The sequence below is a fragment of the Pseudomonas sp. NFPP07 genome (assembly GCF_900115645.1).
GTDB classification, from domain to species: Bacteria; Pseudomonadota; Gammaproteobacteria; order Pseudomonadales; family Pseudomonadaceae; genus Aquipseudomonas; species Aquipseudomonas chlororaphis.
In genome coordinates, this window is record NZ_FOXG01000006.1 from 84030 (window position 1) to 103854 (window position 19825).

General features: G+C 64.4%; 20 protein-coding genes. 5 read left to right on the forward strand and 15 right to left on the reverse strand.

Translation table 11 applies throughout. The features are described from left to right. Positions 1–109 precede the first annotated feature (109 nt). From BM019_RS16295 to BM019_RS16340, 10 genes are all read right to left on the reverse strand, one after another. A complete protein-coding gene (locus tag BM019_RS16295; protein WP_092418912.1) occupies positions 110–754 on the reverse strand; it encodes a methionine ABC transporter permease in 645 nt (214 codons plus the stop codon). Continuing rightward, entirely contained in the window at positions 744–1892 is a 1149-nt protein-coding gene (locus BM019_RS16300) for a methionine ABC transporter ATP-binding protein (RefSeq protein ID WP_009041669.1), read from the reverse strand. Before BM019_RS16300 ends, BM019_RS16295 begins: the two co-directional genes overlap by 11 nt. Position 1893: 1 nt before the next feature. After that, entirely contained in the window at positions 1894–2703 is an 810-nt protein-coding gene (locus BM019_RS16305) for a MetQ/NlpA family ABC transporter substrate-binding protein (protein ID WP_092418913.1), read from the reverse strand. Between the two features lie 145 nt (positions 2704–2848). Further along, on the reverse strand, positions 2849–4216 hold the full coding sequence (locus tag BM019_RS16310; protein WP_092418914.1) for an LLM class flavin-dependent oxidoreductase: 1368 nt from the start codon (positions 4214–4216) through the stop codon (positions 2849–2851). Next, positions 4216–5421, reverse strand: coding sequence for an SfnB family sulfur acquisition oxidoreductase (locus BM019_RS16315; RefSeq protein WP_092418915.1), 1206 nt, complete (start codon positions 5419–5421; stop codon positions 4216–4218). Before BM019_RS16315 ends, BM019_RS16310 begins: the two co-directional genes overlap by 1 nt. Before the next feature lie 24 nt (positions 5422–5445). Next, positions 5446–6687: an SfnB family sulfur acquisition oxidoreductase gene (locus tag BM019_RS16320; protein WP_009041673.1), complete on the reverse strand. Its 1242-nt coding sequence runs from the start codon at positions 6685–6687 to the stop codon at positions 5446–5448. Positions 6688–7083: 396 nt separating this feature from the next. Then, complete coding sequence (gene tcyN / locus BM019_RS16325; protein ID WP_063427777.1) at positions 7084–7845, reverse strand: L-cystine ABC transporter ATP-binding protein TcyN; 762 nt, start codon at positions 7843–7845, stop codon at positions 7084–7086. 4 nt (positions 7846–7849) lie between these two features. Continuing rightward, entirely contained in the window at positions 7850–8515 is a 666-nt protein-coding gene (gene tcyL, locus BM019_RS16330) for a cystine ABC transporter permease (protein ID WP_037005081.1), read from the reverse strand. Between the two features lie 50 nt (positions 8516–8565). Beyond that, positions 8566–9363: a cystine ABC transporter substrate-binding protein gene (gene tcyJ / locus BM019_RS16335; RefSeq protein WP_062824011.1), complete on the reverse strand. Its 798-nt coding sequence runs from the start codon at positions 9361–9363 to the stop codon at positions 8566–8568. A gap of 366 nt (positions 9364–9729) precedes the next feature. Continuing rightward, positions 9730–10725, reverse strand: a complete 996-nt coding sequence (locus tag BM019_RS16340) for a D-cysteine desulfhydrase (protein ID WP_092418916.1) — start codon at positions 10723–10725, stop codon at positions 9730–9732. Positions 10726–10916: 191 nt separating this feature from the next. On the opposite strand from BM019_RS16340, the gene epsC reads away from it, so the two are divergent. Together epsC and betT are read left to right on the forward strand one after the other, a co-directional pair. Continuing rightward, positions 10917–11843: a serine O-acetyltransferase EpsC gene (gene epsC / locus BM019_RS16345; protein ID WP_009041677.1), complete on the forward strand. Its 927-nt coding sequence runs from the start codon at positions 10917–10919 to the stop codon at positions 11841–11843. 395 nt (positions 11844–12238) lie between these two features. Then, positions 12239–14203 (forward strand): choline transporter BetT, encoded by a 1965-nt coding sequence (gene betT / locus BM019_RS16350; protein WP_123362193.1) that lies wholly within the window; start codon positions 12239–12241, stop codon positions 14201–14203. Between the two features lie 81 nt (positions 14204–14284). On the opposite strand, the gene BM019_RS16355 is transcribed toward betT, so the two are convergent. The 4 genes from BM019_RS16355 to BM019_RS16370 form a co-directional block, all read right to left on the reverse strand. Then, positions 14285–14542, reverse strand: a complete 258-nt coding sequence (locus BM019_RS16355) for a hypothetical protein (protein WP_092418917.1) — start codon at positions 14540–14542, stop codon at positions 14285–14287. A 52-nt stretch (positions 14543–14594) separates the two neighbouring features. Next, complete coding sequence (locus BM019_RS16360; RefSeq protein WP_009041680.1) at positions 14595–15083, reverse strand: DoxX family protein; 489 nt, start codon at positions 15081–15083, stop codon at positions 14595–14597. A gap of 73 nt (positions 15084–15156) precedes the next feature. Next, a complete protein-coding gene (locus BM019_RS16365) occupies positions 15157–16053 on the reverse strand; it encodes an SDR family oxidoreductase (RefSeq protein WP_085533362.1) in 897 nt (298 codons plus the stop codon). Between the two features lie 119 nt (positions 16054–16172). Continuing rightward, on the reverse strand, positions 16173–16913 hold the full coding sequence (locus BM019_RS16370; RefSeq protein WP_092418918.1) for an SDR family oxidoreductase: 741 nt from the start codon (positions 16911–16913) through the stop codon (positions 16173–16175). 138 nt (positions 16914–17051) lie between these two features. Here BM019_RS16370 and BM019_RS16375 point away from each other — a divergent pair, with 138 nt between their 5' ends. The 3 genes from BM019_RS16375 (at position 17052) to BM019_RS16385 (ending at position 18680) form a co-directional block, all read left to right on the forward strand. Beyond that, positions 17052–17942 carry a LysR family transcriptional regulator gene (locus tag BM019_RS16375; protein ID WP_053259258.1) on the forward strand — a complete coding sequence of 297 codons (891 nt, stop codon included), beginning with the start codon at positions 17052–17054 and terminating at the stop codon, positions 17940–17942. A gap of 124 nt (positions 17943–18066) precedes the next feature. Next, the gene (locus BM019_RS16380) at positions 18067–18249 is read left to right on the forward strand and encodes a type II toxin-antitoxin system HicA family toxin (RefSeq protein WP_009041685.1); all 183 of its coding nucleotides are present in this window, start codon (positions 18067–18069) and stop codon (positions 18247–18249) included. A gap of 29 nt (positions 18250–18278) precedes the next feature. Continuing rightward, the gene (locus tag BM019_RS16385; protein ID WP_009041686.1) at positions 18279–18680 is read left to right on the forward strand and encodes a type II toxin-antitoxin system HicB family antitoxin; all 402 of its coding nucleotides are present in this window, start codon (positions 18279–18281) and stop codon (positions 18678–18680) included. A gap of 98 nt (positions 18681–18778) precedes the next feature. Here BM019_RS16385 and BM019_RS16390 read toward each other — a convergent pair whose 3' ends face one another. Next, a complete protein-coding gene (locus BM019_RS16390) occupies positions 18779–19825 on the reverse strand; it encodes a LacI family DNA-binding transcriptional regulator (RefSeq protein ID WP_092418919.1) in 1047 nt (348 codons plus the stop codon).

Consider the following 19825-nt stretch of genomic DNA (forward strand, 5'->3'; position numbering starts at 1 on the left):
GTGGGCCTTGAAAGCCAATCGCGAGCAAGCTCGCTCCTACAAGGGGCGACGCGATCAACCTGTAGGAGCGAGCTTGCTCGCGATGACATCCGAATGGATACCGCCGATCTCAACGCTTGTTGAGCACCCGCGCCAGGCGGTCGCCGCCGATCTGGATCGCCGCCACCAGGATCACCAGCAGCACGATCACCGTGAGCATGATCTGGCTGTCGAAACGCTGGTAGCCGTAGCGATAGGCGATGTCCCCCAGGCCACCGGCACCGATGGCCCCGGCCATGGCCGAGGAGTTGATCATGGTCACCAGGGTGATGGTGAAACCGCCAACGATGCCCGGCAGCGCCTCCGGCAACAACACATGCCAGACAATGTGCCAGCGCCGGCAGCCCATGGCCTGGGCGGCTTCGATCAGGCCGTGGTCGACCTCGCGCAGGCTGACCTCGGCGATCCGCGCGAAGAACGGCGTGGCGGCGATGGTCAGTGGCACCACGGCGGCCCAGACGCCGTAGGTGGTGCCGACGATCAGCCGGGTGAAGGGGATCAGCGCCACCATCAGGATCAGGAACGGGATCGAGCGGAACAGGTTGACGAAGGCCCCCAGCACGCTGTTCAGCCTGGGCGCTTCATAGATCCCGCCCTTGCCGCTGGTGACCAGGATCACCGCCAGCGGAATGCCCGCCAGCAGCGCGATCAGCGACGACACACCGACCATCAGGAAGGTATCGATAACGCCCTGGAGCAAGCGATCAAACCACATAACCCAGCACCTCTACCTGTTGTGTCCATTGCTTGTGCAAAAAGTGTTGCGCGCGCAAACGTTGCTCCTCGGCGCCCAGGGACGAGCCGCTGACCGCCAGCAGCAATTGCCCCAGGGCATGCCCCTGGATCCGTTCCACGCCGCCGTGCAGCAGCCGCACGCGCCCGCCCAGGGTGCCGAACAGCGCGGCCAGGTCCGGCTCGTCGCTGCTCCTGCCGGTGAACCGCACGCGCAATACCACCGCCGCGTCGGCAGACTTCGGCTGGGCCTGCAGGCGGTTTTGCAGCTCTTCCGGCAAGCCGTGCTGCAAGGGCGCCAGCAGGGTTTTGCTGACCTCGTGCTGCGGGTTGCCGAACACTTCCCAGACCGGCCCCTGCTCGACGATATGCCCATGCTCCAGCACCACCACCCGGTCGCAGATATCGCGGATCACCGCCATCTCGTGGGTGATCAGGATGATGGTCAGGCCCAGGCGCTGGTTGATCTGTTTGAGCAGGCCGAGGATCGACTGGGTGGTCTCCGGGTCCAGCGCCGAGGTGGCCTCGTCGCACAGCAGGATCGCCGGGTCGTGGACCAGCGCCCGGGCGATGCCCACCCGCTGTTTCTGCCCGCCCGAGAGCTGCGCCGGGTAGGCCTTGTGCTTGTCTTTCAGGCCCACCAGCTCCAGCAGTTCGCGGACCTTGCGCTCGCGCTGTTCCTTGGGCACGCCGGCCACCTTCAGCGGCAGCTCGACGTTCTGCCACACGGTCTTGGCCGACATCAGGTTGAAGTGCTGGAAGATCATGCCGATGCGCCGGCGCAGCTCCACCAGGCGGTCTTCGTCGAAGTCGCCGATGTCCACCTGATCGATCAGCACCCGGCCGCCCGAAGGCTGTTCCAGGCGGTTGATGGTGCGGATCAGCGACGACTTGCCGGCGCCGCTGCGGCCGATGATGCCGAACACCTCGCCGCGCTGGATCGCCAGGTCGATCCCGTGCAGGGCCTGCACCGGGCCTTGCTGACCCTGGTAGGTCTTGGTCAGGCCGATGAAGCGCACGTGGGCCTGGTTCAGTTCTGGATGCAGCTCGGTCTGCTGCGCGTCCTGCCGCTGTTCGGGCGGCTGGTTCGGCGACTTGTGCGCAAGGTAGGCGACGCTCATCTCAACCTTCCCAGCCGGCTTGGTAGAGCTTGCCGTGGGCTTTGTCCAGGGCGGCGCGCACCGCCGGCGAATGCTGGTAGATATCGACGAACTTGATCAGCCGCGGGTCGGTCTTGCTCTTGGGCTGGATCACGAACTGGATCACGTATTCCTTGTGGTCGAGGCCGTCGAACAGCAGTGCCGAACTGGCATCGAAGGTCTTGGCCAGGCGGATATAGGCCGGGTAGCCCTGCACCAGGTCGGCGTCGTCATAGGCGCGTACCAGTTGCACGGCCTCGACCTGGAGGATCTTCAGCTTTTTCGGGTTGGCGACAATGTCGTCCTCGGTGGCCTTGTAGCCGACCCCCGGCTTGAGGCTGATCAGGCCGGCCTTGGCCAGCAGCTGCAAGCCGCGGCCGCTGTTGATCGGGTCGTTGGCGATGGCCACCGTGGCGCCTTCGGGCAGCTCGTCGAAGCTTTTGTATTTTTTCGAGTACAGGCCGACGTTGTTGATGATCCCCGGGGCGAACGGCACCAGGTCGAAACCGGCGGCGGCCTTGGCGTTTTCCAGGAACGGGATGTGCTGGAAGTAGTTCACGTCGATATCGCCGGCGGCCAGGCTGACGTTCGGCGCGATCCAGTCGCTGAACTCCACCAGCTCGACTTTCAGGCCCTGTTTGCCGGCCTCTTCGACGGCGGCCTCCAGGGGGATGGCGAAGGCGGCGGTGGTGCCGACTTTCAGCGGCGCGTCGGCGGCGAATACCGCGCTGGCGAACAATCCGAGGGCGAGGGCCAGTGCTTTGACTGGGTGGCTTAAGAGCTTGGTTGTCATGGTCAGGTTTCCAGTCAGTGCATGGGATGTTCAGGTGACCTGTAGCCGCTGCCGCAGGCTGCGATCGGCCTCGAAGAGGACGTGCTCTTGAGATCGTTGGAAGGCCCTTCGGGCCTTATCGCAGCCTGCGGCAGCGGCTACAGGGTTAGGGTCGATAGGTGGCGCCGCTGTGTTGCTCGGGTAACTGCGCGTCCTGCCGGAACAACTTTTCGCGCAGGGTGCCGTTGTCGTAGGCGGTCTTGTACGAGCCGCGGCGTTGCAGCTCGGGGATCACCAGGTCGATGAAGTCGGCATAACTTTCCGGGGTGACGATGCGGGTCAGGTTGAAGCCGTCCAGGCCAGTTTCGGCGATCCAGGATTCGAGGTCGTCGGCCACCTGCTGCGGCGAGCCGACCACGGTGATGTAGCGCCCGCCCAGGGCGTGCTGGTCGAGCAGCTTGCGTCGGGTCCAGTCGTTGTTCTGCAGGTTCTTGGTGGCCGATTGGATGGCGTTGCTCTTCACGTACTGGATCGGTTCGTCGATCTCGTACTGGGAAAAGTCGATGGCGGTGGACGCCGAGAAATGCGCCACCCCGGCTTCGGCGCTGGCGTAGCTGCGGTATTCGGCGTGCTTCTTCCAGGCCAGCTCCTCGGTTGCGGCGACTATCACGTTGAGCCCCATGAACACCTTGATGTCCTCGGGATTGCGCCCGGCCGCCACGGCGCTGGCGCGGACCTTGTCCACCTGGGCGCGGGTTGTGGGCTTGTTCTGCCCGCTGATGAACACGCATTCGGCGTGGCGCCCGGCGAACAGCAGGCCGCGATCGGAACTGCCGGCCTGGAACAGCACCGGCGTGCGCTGCGGCGAGGGTTCGCACAGGTGATAGCCTTCGACCTGATAGAACTCGCCCTTGTGCTCGACCTTGTGCACCTTCTCCGGCCGGGCGTAGATCCGCTGTTCGCGGTCGTTGATCACCGCGTCGTTTTCCCAGCTGCCTTCCCAGAGCTTGTAGAGCACTTGCAGGTATTCGTCGGCCTGGTCGTAGCGCCGGTCGTGCTCGGCCTGTTCGCTCAGGCCCATGGCCTTGGCGGCGCTGTCGAGGTAGCCGGTGACGATGTTCCAGCCGACCCGGCCACGGCTCAGGTGGTCCAGTGTCGACATGCGTCGGGCGAACAGGTACGGCGGCTCGTAGGTGAGGTTGGCGGTGAGGCCGAAGCCGAGGTTGCGGGTCACCGCGGCCATGGCCGAAACCAGCAGCAGCGGGTCGTTGACCGGCAGCTGGATCGACTCCTTGAGCGTCACGTCCACCGAGTTCTGGTAGACGTCGTAGACCCCGACGATGTCGGCGATGAACAGCCCGTCGAACAGTCCGCGCTCCAGCAGCTGCGCCAGCTCGGTCCAGTATTCGAGGGTCTTGTACTGGGTCGAGGTGTCCCGTGGATGGGTCCACAGGCCGTGGTTGATGTGCCCGATGCAATTCATGTTGAAGGCATTGAGCAGGATCTTTTTTTTGCCTTTCTCCAGAGCGCTCATCAGATCGTCCCCCGCAGTGGCGGGTTCGTCTGGTTGAGGTAGTAGTTGCCCACCGCGTGGTACTTCCAGCGCACCGGGTCGTGCAGGGTGTGCACCCGGGCGTTGCGCCAGTGACGGTCCAGGCCGTGTTCGGCCAGGGTCGCCTGGCTGCCGGCCAGCTCGAACAGGGTGCTGCCGGCGGCCAGGGAGATTTCAGTGCTGATGGCGCGGGCCTCGGCGACCGCGATGGAGGCGGCGGCCACGGTCTCGGCGTTGGGCTCGACCTGGGCGGCGTCGAGGAACTCCCCGGAGCGCTCCAGCAACGCCTCGGTGGCGTGCAGGCGAATGCTCAGGTGGCCGAAGCTCTTGAGGGTCAGTGGGTCTTCGCTGGCCTTGTCGTTGCCGGAATCGATCCACGGCCGGGTCTTGGTGCGCACGAAATGCAGGGCGTCCTCATAGGCGGCGCGGGCGATACCGGTGTCGATGGCGGCGTGGAGAATCTGCGCCAGCGGGCCGACGGTGGTCGGGCGCTCGAAGGCGCTCTGAAAGGGAATCACGTCCTCGGCGGCGACGAACACGTCCTCGAATACCACCGAGCCGCTGCCGGTGGTGCGCTGGCCGAAGCCGCTCCAGTCGTCGATCACGTTCAGGCCCTGGCTGCCCGCCGGAACGAAGGCCAGTTGCTGCACGCCCTGTTCATCCACCACCGAGGTGGGGATGCGCTGGGCATAGAGGGCGCCGGTGGAATAGAACTTGCGGCCGTTGATGCGATAGCCGTCGCGTCCGTCCTGCACGTCCCGGGTCAGGCGAGTGGTGCGGTCGTGGGCGGTCTTGGTGCCCAGCTCGGCCAGGGCATTGCCGAAGCGCTGGCCGGCCAGGACCTCGGCGTACAGGCGTTTTTTCTGCGCCTCGCTGCCGTTCACCCGCAGCACTTCGAGGGCGTAGAAATGGTTCTGCGGGATCTGCCCCAGGGAGCCGTCGGCCTGGGCGATCAGGGCGATGACCTTGGCCAGGGTGACGTTGGACACACCGGCGCCACCGTATTCCCTGGGCACGCTGATGCCCCACAGGCCGGAGCGGGAAAAGGCTTCGAGTTCGGGGTGGGGCAGGCGGCGTTCGCGGTCGCGCAGGGCGCTGTCGCGCTTGAAATCCTCGGCCAGGTCGCTGGCGACGATCAGGGCTTGCTCATCGCTGGTTATGACCGCGACGTGTTGAGAAAGAGTCATGTACTTCTCCAGAGATCTGGTCGCTTAAATCCAGGAATGGCGAGCCGGCAGGGTGCCGTTCAGGTGATAGGTGCCGACGGCGTGGTATTTCCAGCGCACCGGATCGTGCAGGGTGTGGACCCGGGCGTTGCGCCAGTGCCGGTCGAGGTTGAACTCGGCGAGGGTGGCGCGGCTGCCGGCCAACTCGAAGAGTTTCTCGCTGGCCAGCAGGGAGATCTCGGTGGTCAGCACCTTGGCTTCGGCCACGGCGATCGAGGCGCGGGCCGCGGACTCGGCGCTGATCGGCGCGGCGCTGACCTGGTCCAGCACCTGGCCGGCCTTGCGTAGCAGGGCCTCGGCGGCGTGCAGTTCGATTTTCAGCTTGCCGATGTCGGCGATCACATACAGGTCGTCGCTGGCCCGCTCGACGTTGGCGTCGACCCATGGCCGCGAGCGTTCACGCACGAAACTGATGGCGTCGTCGATGGCGGCGCGGGCGATGCCGGCGTCGATGGCCGCTTGGATCAACTGCGAGACCGCGCCCTGGATATTCGGCGACTCGTTGATGCGCCAGTTGTCCACCACCAGGTCGGCATCGACTCGCACGTTGTTGAGCAAAATGGTGCCGCTGGCAGTGGTGCGCTGGCCGAAGCCCGACCAGTCGTCGACGATGCGCAGCCCCGGCGTGCCGCGGCGGACGAAGGCCAATACTTGCTTGCCGTCGTCGTTCAGCGCCTTGACCGCCACCCAGTGGGCGAACAGGGCGCCGGTGGAATAGAACTTCTGGCCATTGAGCAGGTAACCGTCGCCGTCGGCGGTGATTCGTGCCTTGAGTTCCAGGGTGTTTTTGGTCCCGCGCTCCGGGCCGGCGTTTCCGATGCGCCAGCCTTCCAGCACGCTCTGGAACAGCTGCTTCTTCTGCCGTTCGGTGGCGCTGCCGAGGATCAGGTTGAGAATGCCGAACTGGTTCTGCGGGATCTGTCCCAGGGCCGGGTCGGCCGCGGAAATGATCGCGAAGACTTCGGCCAGGGTGACGAAGGAAACCTGCGGGCCGCCGTACTCACGGGGGATGGCAATACTGCCCAGGCCACTGCGGGTGAAATGTTCGATTTCCGCCCACGGCAGCTTGCGCTGCTGGTCGCGCCGGGCCGCCTGCTGGCGGGCGACGGTGGCCAGTTCATGGGCGGCTTGAAGGGCTTCTGCGTCGTTCAGCAGAACCCGTGCGGGCAACAACAGGGGGGCGACATCCAGATCGCTCTGGACATTTGCATCGGCCAGATTGGACATCAGTGCCACTCCTTGGCTGCACGCAATGCCCTGGCGATCTGCACTGGGGTGATTGTGTTCCGGACCATACCTACCTCACATCTTTGGAAGTGCCGCGCCGTGGGCGGCGAAATCGGGTTCAAGAATGTCCGGTGGTCCGGTGCATATACCCTATGCGCGTATAAAAATTAAATAAACTAACTTTTAGGAATATGTATAGAAGGGGTTTACGTATACGGCAGGTAGGAAAAGGCGAAGGGTAATGAGAGATAGATCTGAGGCCTGTAGCCGCTGGCGCAGCCTGCGCGCGGCGGCGTAGCCGTCGTAAACCGGCGTATGCAATGTGTCTGGCGGAATGTGATGGCGGGCTTGCGTTCGCTGCACAGCCCATCCTGGGCTCGGCAGCGAGGGCGCCGCTCAGGCCTGGGGATGGCCCGAGGTGAGGAACTTGCTGAGGAATTGCCGGGTGCGTTCTTCCCTGGGGTTGGCGAACAGCGCCTTGGCTTCGCCCTGTTCGACGATCACCCCCTTGTCGAAGAAGATCACCCGGTTGGCCACGTCGCGGGCGAAGCCCATTTCGTGGGTGACGATGACCATGGTGCGCTTCTCTTCGGCCAGGCCGCGGATGGTCGCCAGCACTTCGCCCACCAGCTCCGGGTCGAGGGCCGAGGTCGGTTCGTCGAACAGGATCACTTCCGGCTCCATCGCCAGCGCCCGGGCAATCGCCACGCGCTGTTGCTGGCCGCCGGAGAGACGCCGCGGATAGGCGTCTTCCTTGCCCGCCAGGCCGACCTTGGCCAGCAGCCCGCGGCCCAGGGCCAGCGCCTGTTCGCGGGGCGTCTTCTTCACCACCAACGGGCCTTCGATGACGTTTTCCAGCGCGGTGCGATGAGGGAACAGGTTGAAGCTCTGGAACACGAAACCCACCTGCTGGCGCAGTTGCCGCACCAGGCCCTGCTGCTGGGTCAGCGGGCGGCTGCCATCGATTTCGATGTTGCCGACCTTGATCCGGCCGCTGGTAGGTTCTTCGAGAAAATTCAGGCAGCGCAAAAAGGTGGTCTTGCCCGAGCCGCTGGGGCCGATGATGGCGACCACCTCGCCTTCCGCCACCGTCAGGTCGATGCCATTGAGGACGGTCTGACCCTTGAACTGCTTCGTCAGTTTTTCAACCACAATCATGGGTTCAGGACTCCTGGTCGTGCCGATTGACCCGCTCTTCCAGTCGGTTCTGCAGGTGCGCCAGCACGCTGGCCAGAACCCAGTAGATCAGCGCGGCGGCAAGATACATGGTGAAGACTTCGAAGGTCCGGGCGGTGATCAGCTGTGCCTGGCGGAACAGTTCCGGGACCTGGATGGTGGCGGCCAGGGCGGTGTCCTTGACCAGCGAGATAAAGCTGTTGCCCAGGGGCGGCAAGGCCGTGCGCATGGCTTGCGGCAGGATCGCCCGGCGCAGGGTCTGGGCCCGGGTCATGCCGATGCTGGCCGCCGCTTCCCACTGCCCGCGCTCGATGGAGCCGATGGCCGCGCGCAGGATCTCGCAGGCGTAGGCCGCCATGTTCAACGAGAAGCCGATCAGCGCCGCCGGCAGTGGGTCAAGCTCGATACCCAGCTGCGGCAGGCCGTAATAGATCACGAACAGTTGCACCAGCAACGGCGTGCCGCGAAAGAACGACACATAGACGCGGGCGATCCAGCTCAGCAGCTTGAAGCGCGACAGGCGCATCAGCGCCAGGGCGAACCCCAGCGCCAATCCGAAGAACATGCCGCCGAGGCTGAGGATGACCGTGAAATACGCGCCCTTGAGCAGGAAGGGCGCGGAGTTCAGCAACAGCTGCGTGGTTTCGGCGATTTGCTGGCTCAACTGCGGGAAAGACAGTTCGAACTGAAAACCTGCTTCCATTATTGAGTGACGTCAGCGTTGAAGTATTTTTCCGAGAGCTTTTTCAGCGTGCCGTCGGCGCGCAGTTCCTCGATTGCCTTGTTCACCGCGGCCAGCAGTTCGGGTTCGCCTTTGCGCAGGGCCACGCCGGCTTCCTGGCGGGAGAAGGGCTCGCCGGAAATAGCCAGGGTGTCGTTGGTTTTCTTGATCAGCTCGAAGGCGGCCAGGCGGTCCACCAGGATCGCGTCGATACGGCCTACGCGCAGGTCCTGGTACTTGGTCGGATCATCGTCGTAGGTCTTGATGATGGCTTGCGGCACGTTGTCCTTGAGCCATTGTTCGTAGTTGGTGCCCAGGCCGACACCGACCTTGTGCCCGGCCAGGTCGGCGGCGGTCTTGAACTTGCCTTCGTTCTTCTTCTGGGTCAGGGCCTGGATGCCGGAAACGGTGTAGGGGGTGGAGAAGTCGTATTTCTTCTTGCGCTCATCGGAGATGGTCACCTGATTGATCACCGCGTCCAGGCGCTTGGACTCCAGGGCGGCGAGGATGCCGTCCCACTTGGTCGGCTGCAGTTTGACCTTCACGCCCAGCTTCTGCGCCAGGGCTTCGGAGAACTCGACTTCGAAGCCGGCCAGCTTGCCGCTTTCGTCGACGTAGCTGAACGGTGGATAAGTGCCTTCCAGGCCAACGTTGATGGTGCCGGCGTCCTTGATCTTCTGCAGTTGCTCACCGGCAACCGCTTGCCCCAGCAACCCGGCACCGAGGGCCAGGCCCAGCGAGCCAACGAGGATATTTCGACGTAGTGCGGAAAAAATCATGACAAGCCCCTGTGTTTTCTTATGCAGATGCGGTTGGGAGATGCAGGTCAATCGGTGAGCGGGAACGAGCGCCTTATCCTGCACTAAATGCAGCGTATGCGTCTCGCGGCAAATTCGCCTGCGGCGCGACTATAAGTGGCTGCTTATAGATGTAAAAATAATATAAATTCACATTGTTATGCTTTTTGTAAATATAAAGATTCTCAATCTTTGTAGCCGCTGCCGCAGGCTGCGATCGTTTTGGGGGCATTCCGACGTAGCAGGCGCAAATCCGGCGAACGTGTCTCTTCCGATACGCCGCATATGCAGGTTTTACGACGGCTGCGCCGCCGAGCGCAGGCTGCGCCAGCGGCTACAGGTCAGTGTTCAGGCAAACGAGCCGGCATAAGCGAACAGCGCCGGCGCGCCGCCGGTGTGCAGGAAGATGATCGGGCCGTCGTCGAAGCGTTGGCGGCCGATGCCGTCGAGCAGGCCGGCCATGGCCTTGCCGGTGTAGACCGGGTCCAGCAGCAGGCCTTCCTGGCTCGCCAGCAGCTTCACCGCGGCCAGGGTTCCGGCATTCGGCTCGCCATAACGCGGGGCGAAATATTCGTCCCACAACTCCACCTTGAAGCTCTCCGGCAGCGCCACCCCGAGCAATTCGGCGGTGCGCTCGGCCAGGCCCTGGACCTTCGGCCGTTGCGCTTCGTCGGTGCGCGACACGGTGACGCCGATCACCGGCAACTGCGGCAACACTTCGCTCAAGGCCAGGGCCAGGCCGCTGTGGGTGCCGGCGCTGCCCGAGGCCAGCACCACGGCGGCGAAGTCGAGCCCGCTGTTGTTGATCTGTTCCGCCAGCTCCAGGCCGGCGCGCACGTAACCCAGCGCGCCGAGGGCGTTGGAGCCGCCAATCGGCACCAGGTACGGCTGCTTGCCGCTGCTGCGCAGGCGCTCGGCCAGGGCCTGCAACTGCTCGTCGGCGTTGTCCAGGTTCTCCACCAGCTCGACCTTGGCGTCGAACAGATCGAGCAGCAGGCGGTTGCCGTTGCCCAGGTAATTGCCGTCGTCGGTGCCGATGGGGTTTTCCAGCAGGGCGACGCAACCCAGGCCGAGCTTGGCGGCCAGGGCCGCGGTCTGGCGCACGTGGTTGGACTGGATGGCGCCCGCGGTGACCAGGGTGTCCGCGCCCTGGGCCAGCGCATCGGCGGCCAGGTATTCGAGTTTGCGCAGCTTGTTGCCGCCCATGGCCAGCGGCGTGGTGTCGTCGCGCTTGACGTAGACATCGCGGCCCAGCCAGGTGGACAGGCGTTCGAGTTTTTCCAGGGCGGTGGCGCCGCCCAGCAGGTCGAGACGGTTAAAACGGTCGAGCTGTCGTTTGATCATGAGGCCGCACAGGTTGTCAGAGGTGTCAGGGACTATAGGCAGCGATATTTACCGGGGCAACCGTCAATCGCTTATGCCAAAAGGTACTTAGGCCAGCACAATTAGTTCTTAATTTGGCCTGGGACGCATACCGTAAAGTGACGTCGTTTACGCGGCCAGACCGTCCGGCCGCCTGAGTGAGGAGTCTTATCGTGAGCGAGCGTTCCAGCCATTGGCAATTGCAGACCATAGTCGGTCAACTGCGTGATGCCCGCGACCAGTGGCGTACCCGCAACGGGCGGGTCAGTGGTGAGCAGGGCGGTCGGGAACTGCCGTCGCGCGCGGCCATGGCCGAGATTCTCGAGGCGCTGTGCGGCGCCTTGTTCCCGATGCGCCTGGGCCCGGTGGACCTGCGCGAGGAAAGCGAGGACTTCTACGTCGGCCACACCCTGGACGCGGCCCTCAATGCACTGCTCGCCCAGACCCGCCTGGAACTGCGTTATGCCGCGCGCCAGAGCGGCGAGGCGGACGAAGACGTCAACGCCAGGGCCATCCGCATCATCCAGGATTTCGCCCTGGCCCTGCCGGGGCTGCGGGTGTTGCTCGATACCGATGTGCTGGCCGCCTACCACGGCGACCCCGCGGCGCGCAGCGTCGACGAAGTGCTGCTGTGCTACCCGGGCATCCTGGCGGTGATCCACCATCGCCTGGCCCACCATCTGTATCGCGCCGGCCTGCCGCTGCTGGCGCGGATCAGCGCGGAAATCGCCCACTCGGCCACCGGCATCGACATTCACCCGGGCGCGCAGATCGGCCGCAGCTTCTTCATCGACCACGGCACCGGTGTAGTGATCGGCGAGACCGCGATCATCGGCGAGCGCGTGCGCATCTACCAGGCGGTGACCCTGGGCGCCAAACGCTTCCCGGCGGACGAGGACGGCCAGTTGCAGAAGGGCCACCCGCGCCACCCGATCGTCGAGGACGACGTGGTGATCTACGCCGGCGCGACCATCCTCGGGCGCATCACCATCGGCAAGGGCTCGACCATCGGCGGCAACGTCTGGCTGACCCGCAGCGTGCCGGCAGGCTGCAACCTGACCCAGGCCAACCTGCAGCATGACGATGGGTCGCAAAAATAAGCCGGGGTGCTTGCATCATGTAGCCGCTGCCACAGGCTGCGATCGCCCCGAGAGGAGCGCCGCACTTGGGGCTTTTGAAGGCCCTGCGGGCCTTGGCGCAGCCTTCGGCAGCGGCTACAGAGATCGCGCTATTTAACGCTGAACGATTCCCTCCGCGACACATCAGACCTTTCTTAAAACCTGCGAAATCAGGCGACCGCCGAGCCCGGCGATTAGTCCTTGCGTGCCTATCCGTGTTTAACTTGAACGCTTGTTCAAGTTAAACCGGCAGCTCGCTGCCCGCTCACAACAGGAGGCTTACCTTTGCTGAGTCCGATCTTTTCAGCCGCGTTTTACCCCCTCGAGGTGCACGTTTCATGAGTGCATCGTCCATTCCCGCCAGCGGCCTGATCCGCATGAATCCGCCGGTGTTCTACTTCGCCGCGAGCTTTATCCTGGCCTTCGGCCTGGTGGTCATTGCCCTGCCGGAACAAGCCGGTGCCTGGCTGCTGGCCGCGCAAAACTGGGCGGCCAATACGGTCGGCTGGTACTACATGCTGGCCATGACCCTGTACCTGATCTTCGTGGTGGTCACCGCCTTGTCCGGCTACGGCAAGATCAAGCTCGGTGCCGACCACGACGAACCGGAATTCAGTTACCTGTCCTGGGCCGGCATGCTGTTCGCCGCCGGGATCAGCATCACGCTGTTTTTCTTCTGTGTGTCGGAACCCCTGACCCACATGCTGCAACCGCCCCAGGGCGAGGCCGGGACCGCGGATGCGGCGCGCCAGGCCATGCAGATTCTCTTCCTGCACTGGGGCCTGCATGGCTGGGGCGTGTTCGCCTTCGTCGGCATGGCCCTGGCGTATTTCGCCTACCGGCATAACCTGCCGCTGGCCCTGCGTTCGGCGCTGTACCCGCTGATCGGCAAGCGCATCAATGGCCCCATCGGCTACGCGGTGGATGGCTTCGGCATCATCGCCACGGTGTTCGGCCTCGGCGCCGACATGGGCTTTGGCGTGCTGCACCTCAACTCCGGCCTGGATTATCTGTTCGGCATCGCCCACACCCAGTGGGTCCAGGTGGGCCTGATCACCCTGATGATGGGCGCGGCGATCATTGTCGCGGTGTCCGGCGTCGACAAGGGCGTGCGGGTGATGTCCGACATCAACATGCTGCTGGCCTGTGCGCTGCTGCTGTTCGTGTTGTTCGCCGGCCCCACCCAGCACCTGCTCAACACCCTGATCCAGAACCTCGGCGATTACCTCGGCGCCTTGCCGACCAAGAGTTTCGACCTCTACGCCTATGACGAACCCAGCGACTGGCTGGGCGGCTGGACCGTCTTCTACTGGGCCTGGTGGATCGCATGGTCGCCGTTCGTGGGCCTGTTCATCGCGCGGATTTCCCGTGGCCGGACCATTCGTGAATTTGTGTTCGGCGTGCTGCTGATTCCCCTGGGCTTCACCCTGGCCTGGATGTCGATCTTCGGTAACAGCGCCATCGACCAGGTGCTCAACCACGGCATGAGCGCGCTGGGCATGTCGGCCATCGAGAACCCCTCGATGACCCTCTACCTGCTGCTGGAAACCTACCCCTGGAGCAAGACCGTCATCGCCGTGACGGTGTTCATCAGCTTCGTGTTCTTCGTCACCTCGGCCGACTCCGGCACCGTGGTGCTCTCGACCCTGTCGGCCCGTGGCGGCAATGCCGATGAAGACGGGCCGAAATGGCTGCGAGTGTTCTGGGGCGCGATGACCGCGCTGGTCACCAGCGCGCTGCTGTTCGCCGGCAGCATCGATTCGCTGAAGTCGGCGGTGGTGCTGACCTCGCTGCCGTTCTCGATGATCCTGCTGCTGATGATGTGGGGGCTGCACAAGGCCTTCTACCTCGAGTCGCAGAAGCAGATCGCCCAGTTGCATTCGCTGGCGCCGGTGTCGTCGTCTTCGCGGCGTGGCAAGGGTGGCTGGCGTCAGCGCCTGAGCCAGGCGGTGCATTTCCCGTCGCGCGACGAGGTGTATCGCTTCCTCGATCAGACGGTGCGCCCGGCCATCGAAGAAGTGACCGCGGTGTTCGTCGAGAAAGGCCTGAACGTGATCACCCAGCCGGACCCGGCCAACGACAACGTCAGCCTGGAAATCGGCCATGGCGACCAGCATCCGTTCGTCTACCAGGTGCAGATGCGCGGCTACTTCACCCCGTCCTTCGCCCGTGGCGGCATGGGGCCCAAGGAGATGCGCAACCGGCGTTACTACCGGGCCGAGGTGCACCTGGCCGAGGGTAGCCAGGACTACGACCTGATGGGCTACACCAAGGAGCAGATCATCAACGACATCCTCGACCAGTACGAACGGCATATGCAGTTCCTGCACCTGGTGCGTTGATCGCGGGCAGCCGCAACAGCGTTATCGCGGGCAAGCCTTGCTCCTGGTGGAAATCGGGAGCGGGGCTTGCCCGCGGTCGTTTCAGCCCTGGTTCAGCACCGTGTACAGCACCAGCGCTGCCACCGGCACGCCGAACACCACACTGCCGACCGCCAGCTCCGTGCTCAGGGGCTGGCCGGCGTGGACCATCCCCACCGCGCCGTTGATCACCGTCAGCGCCAGCCAGAGCACGACGAAACTGTAGGCCAGGGTCTGGCGGCCGAGGCCGATTTTCTCGCCGATAAACAGCATCAGCGCCAGCAGGGCCAGGCCGAAGGAGGTAATGATCGCGGTATGCATGACGAAGTCCTCGCGGGCGGAATTCAGGGGAGGGCCCAGGGTCGATGGCGGTTCAAAGCTCCCGACCTAGAGTGTGGTCCAGGGAGTAGCGTCCTGCTCCGCGAAACAGAATGTAGAACGACAAAAACGCCAACAGGACCGGGTATTCCATGCCCCGGTCGATCCATGGCCAGGTGGGGCCGAGCAGGCCGGCGATGGTCAGCATCTGCATGCCCATCATGGCGGCGAGCAGGCGCGTCCCCAGGCCGAGGGCCAGGAGCAACCCGCCGACGCCTTCCAGGAGCGCCACGAACAGCGCGATCAGCGCTGGCGCCGGCAAATGCAGGACGTTCTGGATCAGGTTGATCGAGGCCGCCATAGGATCGGCCATCGAGCCGTGGGCCTGGCCCAGCAATTTCGGCAGGCCGTGGCTGATCATGATCACGCCATAACAGACCCGCAGCAGGGCATAGGCCAGGGGCTCGCCAATGCGGTACAGAGGGGCGAGGGCCGGGATCAGCAGGGTGTTGCGTGGGGCTGGCGAGTCAGTGGTCGGACGCATGAGTGTCTCCGCGAATAAGCCGGTGGAAAGCACTGATGGCCCGGGGAATGCCCGGGCCATCCATGTCGTTGTTTTAGCGAACGGCGGGCTTGAGCAGGTCTTCCAGGCCGATGCGGCGGAACATCTCGGCGCGCACCCGGTCGGCCATGGCATTGACGATTTCGGCACCGTCCTGGGACGGGTCGATATGCCGGCGCAACGGCCGGGTGCCAAAGGGCAGGCCGACGATCTCGACGATGGCCCTGGCCACCTCGGCGACATCGGCGTCAGCCGGCTCCAGGGCGGCCAGGCCGTTGAGTGCCTGCTCCGGCACGCCGGCATAGGGGCCCTGGTTGTACTCGGCGGCGCGGGCCTGGTCGGCCGGGGCTCCGGAGTGCGCGAAGTGGTTGGTGCCCTGAGTGAAGGCGCCCGGCACGATGATCGAGGTCTCCACGCCCCAGCGCGCCAGCTCCCCGGCATAGGACACCGCCAGGGAGTCCATCGCCGCCTTGGCCGCGAAGTACGGCGCCAGGTAGGGCGGGGTGCCGCCACGGGCGCTGCTGGAGGATACCCACAGCACCAGTCCCCGGCCCTGCTTGCGCAGTTGTGGCAGGGCCGCGCGGTTGACCCGCTGGGTGCTCAGTACGTTGATGTCGTAGAGCTGGGCGAACTGTTCGGCGGTGAAGGCTTCGGCGGGGCCGAAGGCCATGTGCCCGGCGTTGTGGATGATCACGTCCAGCCGGCCGCAGTCGGCGACTATCCGGGCGACACCGGCCTCGACCGAGGCGCTGGAGGCGACGTCCAGTTCGACGCTGCGCAAATCGACCCGGTGCTCGTCGGCGTAGCGCCGCACCTCGGCCACCTGAGGCGCATTGCGGCCCAGGGTTTCACGCATGCTGGCGTAGACGATGTGGCCAGCGTCGGCGAGGGCGCGGGCGGTCAGGGCGCCAAAACCACTGGAGGCGCCGGTAATCAGGATGACGGATTGCATGGCATTGATCTCTTCAGGTGAGGGTGGTTTCAGGCACGCCGGGGCAGGCGTTGTTGTACGGCGTGGGACAGCCAGCCGGCGAAGGTGCCCAGGGCTCCTTCGACCGTGGGTGAGGTGGCTCAGACGAGCCCGCCGTTGGCGCGCAGGATCTGCCCGTTGACCCAGGCCGAATCAGGGCTGACCAGGAAGGACACGACGCGGGAAATATCTTCGGGTTGAGCCAGACGCTCCAGCGGGGCCATCTTGGCGAAGCCCTGGATCTGCTCTTCGCTCTTGCCGTGCAGGAACAGGTCGGTGGCCACTGGGCCCGGTGCCACTGCATTGACGGTGATATTGCGACCGCGCATTTCCTTGGCGAACACCTGGGTCAGGGATTCCACCGCCGCTTTGCTGGCGATGTACACCGCGTAACCCGGCAGGTTCATGCCGACGGTGCTGCTGGAGAAATTGACGATGCGCCCGCCGGCGTTCATGCGAGTCGCGGCTTCACGCAGGGTGTTGAAAGTGCCGCGAGCGTGGATGTTGAAGTTCTGGTCGAACAGTTCGTCCGTGTGTTGCGCCAGCGGCAGGACCTTGAGGATGCCGGCGTTGTTGATCAGCACGTCGACCTTGCCCAGTTGGGTTTCGGTTTCGTCGAACAGGCGGCGCACGTCATCGGCATTGGCCACATCGGCCTTGACTGCTATGGCCCGGTGGCCGGCCTGGCGCAGCTCCACCACCAGGGCCGAGGCTTCGCTGGCGCTGTTGGCGTAGTTGATGGCGACGGCGAAGCCTTCGCTGGCCAGTTGCCGGGCGATCACCGCGCCGATGCCGCGGGAGGCGCCGGTCACGATGGCAACTTTCGAAGTCTGGGTAGTCATGGCGAATTTCCTTCTGGGTAATGAGTGATTGGCTGTGGTGTGGAAGCAGATTCACATGTTTACCCAGGGTGATAAATGCGCCAGAGTTGGCTTGACTGTTCAATAATCGCCAACAATCAATGAGCCCCGGAGCCCGTCGTGGATCAAGTCAAAGCGATGAAGGTGTTCGTGCGAATTTACGAGCGCAGCAGCTTCACCCTGGCCGCCGAGGACCTGAACCTGCCGCGCGCCACCCTGACCCATACCCTCAATCAGTTCGAGGCCTGGCTCGGTACCCGCCTGCTGGAGCGCAGCACCCGCCGCGTGCGCCCGACCCTCGACGGCGAGGCCTATTACCAGCGCTGCGTACAGCTGCTGGCGGAGCTGGAGGAGGCCGAACTGGCGTTTCGCACGGTGGCGCCGAAGGGGCGTTTGCGGGTCGACCTGCATGGCACCCTGGCCAAGTACTTCGTGATTCCGGCCCTGCCCGAATTCATGGCGCGCTATCCGGAAATCGAGCTGTCCATCAGCGAGGCCGATCGTTTTGTCGACCTGATCGCCGAAGGGGTGGACTGCGTGTTGCGCGCCGGCACCCTGGGCGATTCGTCGTTGATCGGCCGGCGCGTGGCCAACTTGCAGCAGATCACCTGCGCCAGCCCGGCCTACCTGCGCAAATACGGCGAGCCATCGAGCCTCGACGAGCTGTCGCGGCACCGTGCGGTGAACTACGTCTCACGCACCACGGCCAAGCTGTTTCCGTTCGAATTCATGGTCGATGGCGAACTGCGGGAAGTCGCTATCGAGGGTGCGCTGTCGGTGTTCGGCGCGGAAATCTATGCCGCCTCGGCCGTGGCCGGGCTGGGCATCATCCAGTGCCCGCGCTATCGCATGGCACAGCAGATTTCCCAGGGGCTGGTGCAGGAAATCCTCACCGACACCCCGCCGCCGCCCATGCCGGTTTCCGTGCTGTACCCACACAACCGCCACATGTCGCCACGGGTGCGGGTGTTCGTCGACTGGCTGGCGGAGGTTTTTGCCAGGGCGCTCTGAAAAGGGCCAGGGTGGCGCCGGTCATCGCCGCTTTCTGTATTGATTATATGAATGTGTATAGTGTGTATTCTTTGCCTTTGGCTGTGTAGGGTGGCTTTTCGGGACGTATCGAAAGGACACGGCAATGCGCAGTCGGGAACTGATCAGGATGATCGAGGAGGACGGGTGGTATCTGATCGCGGTCAAAGGCAGTCATCACCAGTACAAGCATCTGCACAAGCCGGGGCGGGTCACTATCCCTCACCCGGATGCGGATCTGCCCAGGGGCACGATCCACAGCATCTTGAAACAGGCGGGCCTGAAATGAGGCCGGTCTTGAACGAAGAGGTCAACGAGATGAAATTCCCGGTCGTGCTGCACAAGGATGCCGACTCCGGATATGGAGTGATCGTCCCCGATGTGCCGGGCTGTTTTTCCGCCGGTCATACCGCAGCAGAAGCCTTCGAGAATGTGAAAGAGGCCCTGTCGCTGCATTACGAAGGCCTGGTCGCCGATGGTGAACCGCTGCCCCAGGTGCATGAGGTCGACGTGCATATCGACAATCCCGATTACGCCGGTGGCGTGTGGGGCATGATCGAGTTCGACATCACGCCTTACTTCGGCAAGGCGGTGCGCTTCAACGCCACCCTGCCGGAGCAATTGCTGGAACGCATCGACCAGACGGTGAAGCGCGACCAGCGCTACCGCTCGCGTTCGGGCTTTCTCGCCGCGGCGGCATTGCGCGAGTTATCGGCGTAGCCGCAAATTGCCGCCATCGAGCGTCGGCCACTCGCACCCGCGGGGGCCACGGTAGCGAACGTGCCCGCGATAAGCACGAAGAGCCGTGAGGGTCGTTGCTACGCGCTCTCGCGCTCGATCAGCCGGCACTGCAGCAGGTTCAGGCGCTGGACCTCGTCTTCCACCGGCAACACGCCCAGGCTTTCCAGGACCCGGGTTGCCGCCAGGACGCCGATCTCCAGTGCCGGTGGCTTGATGGTGCTCAGGCTGGGCAACAGCATCTCGGCAAAGGGGTAATCGCCGAAGCCCAGCACCGCGCACTCCTCGGGGATTTTCAGCCCCGCCCGTTGCCCGGCCAGGGAGCCGCCGGCGGCCAGGTTGTCGTTGGCGAAGATGATCGCATCCGGGCGTGGGCGGGTTTTCATCAGGACTTCCATGGCCTGCTTGCCGGCCTCGAACGGCGCTCGATCGGCATCCGGGGCGAACACCCAGGGTGCCAGGCCCAGCTCGCTCACGGTGGCGGCGTAACCGTCGCGGCGCTCCAGGGCGCTGAGGTCGCCGGGGGCGCTGTTCTGCACGAAGGCGATGCGCCGATAACCCTTGTCGTACAGATAACGCGTCGCCGTCACCCCGACCTGGTAATGGGAAAAGCCGATCTGCAGCGGTTCCCGCTGTGGCTGGTAGTCCCAGGTCTCGATCACCGGGATATCCGCCTCGGCGATCATCTTTTCAGTGCCCGGGCTATGGAAGTGACTGGTCAGCACCAGGGCGGCCGGCGACCAGCCGAGAAAGGCCCGCACGGCGTTTTCTTCCTGTTGCGCATCGAAGTAGCTCGACGCCAGCAACAGCTGGTAACCGTGGCGGCTGAGGGTGTCGCTGAAGCCCTGGATGGTGTTGGCGAAAATCGGTCCGGAGATGTTCGGGATCACCATGGCGACAATCTTGCCCCGTGTCGAGGCCAGGCCGCCGGCCACCAGGTTCGGCACATAACCCAGTTCGGCCACTGCCCGGGCGATGCGCTCGCGACGTTCCGGCGAGACGCTGTCCGGCTGGTTGAAATAACGCGACACGGTGATCGCCGACACACCGGCCTCGCGGGCGACGGTGTTCAGGGTCACCCGTCCGGCACCGCGGCGCTTGCGGCCTGGGGATTTTTCAGCGGTCAA

Bases quoted from the DNA above. Each gene is read 5' to 3' on its own strand.
- BM019_RS16360 (WP_009041680.1), bottom strand. From the start codon at position 15,083: ATGCGTCCGACCACTGACTCGCCAGCCCCACGCAACACCCTGCTGATC.
- tcyJ (WP_062824011.1), bottom strand. From the start codon at position 9,363: ATGATTTTTTCCGCACTACGTCGAAATATCCTCGTTGGCTCGCTGGGC.
- BM019_RS16365 (WP_085533362.1), bottom strand. From the start codon at position 16,053: ATGCAATCCGTCATCCTGATTACCGGCGCCTCCAGTGGTTTTGGCGCC.
- BM019_RS16295 (WP_092418912.1), bottom strand. From the start codon at position 754: ATGTGGTTTGATCGCTTGCTCCAGGGCGTTATCGATACCTTCCTGATG.
- BM019_RS16305 (WP_092418913.1), bottom strand. From the start codon at position 2,703: ATGACAACCAAGCTCTTAAGCCACCCAGTCAAAGCACTGGCCCTCGCC.
- BM019_RS16340 (WP_092418916.1), bottom strand. From the start codon at position 10,725: ATGATCAAACGACAGCTCGACCGTTTTAACCGTCTCGACCTGCTGGGC.
- BM019_RS16355 (WP_092418917.1), bottom strand. From the start codon at position 14,542: ATGCATACCGCGATCATTACCTCCTTCGGCCTGGCCCTGCTGGCGCTG.
- BM019_RS16310 (WP_092418914.1), bottom strand. From the start codon at position 4,216: ATGAGCGCTCTGGAGAAAGGCAAAAAAAAGATCCTGCTCAATGCCTTC.
- BM019_RS16385 (WP_009041686.1), top strand. From the start codon at position 18,279: ATGAAATTCCCGGTCGTGCTGCACAAGGATGCCGACTCCGGATATGGA.
- BM019_RS16320 (WP_009041673.1), bottom strand. From the start codon at position 6,687: ATGTCCAATCTGGCCGATGCAAATGTCCAGAGCGATCTGGATGTCGCC.
- BM019_RS16370 (WP_092418918.1), bottom strand. From the start codon at position 16,913: ATGACTACCCAGACTTCGAAAGTTGCCATCGTGACCGGCGCCTCCCGC.
- betT (WP_123362193.1), top strand. From the start codon at position 12,239: ATGAATCCGCCGGTGTTCTACTTCGCCGCGAGCTTTATCCTGGCCTTC.
- BM019_RS16300 (WP_009041669.1), bottom strand. From the start codon at position 1,892: ATGAGCGTCGCCTACCTTGCGCACAAGTCGCCGAACCAGCCGCCCGAA.
- tcyN (WP_063427777.1), bottom strand. From the start codon at position 7,845: ATGATTGTGGTTGAAAAACTGACGAAGCAGTTCAAGGGTCAGACCGTC.
- BM019_RS16315 (WP_092418915.1), bottom strand. From the start codon at position 5,421: ATGACTCTTTCTCAACACGTCGCGGTCATAACCAGCGATGAGCAAGCC.
- BM019_RS16380 (WP_009041685.1), top strand. From the start codon at position 18,067: ATGCGCAGTCGGGAACTGATCAGGATGATCGAGGAGGACGGGTGGTAT.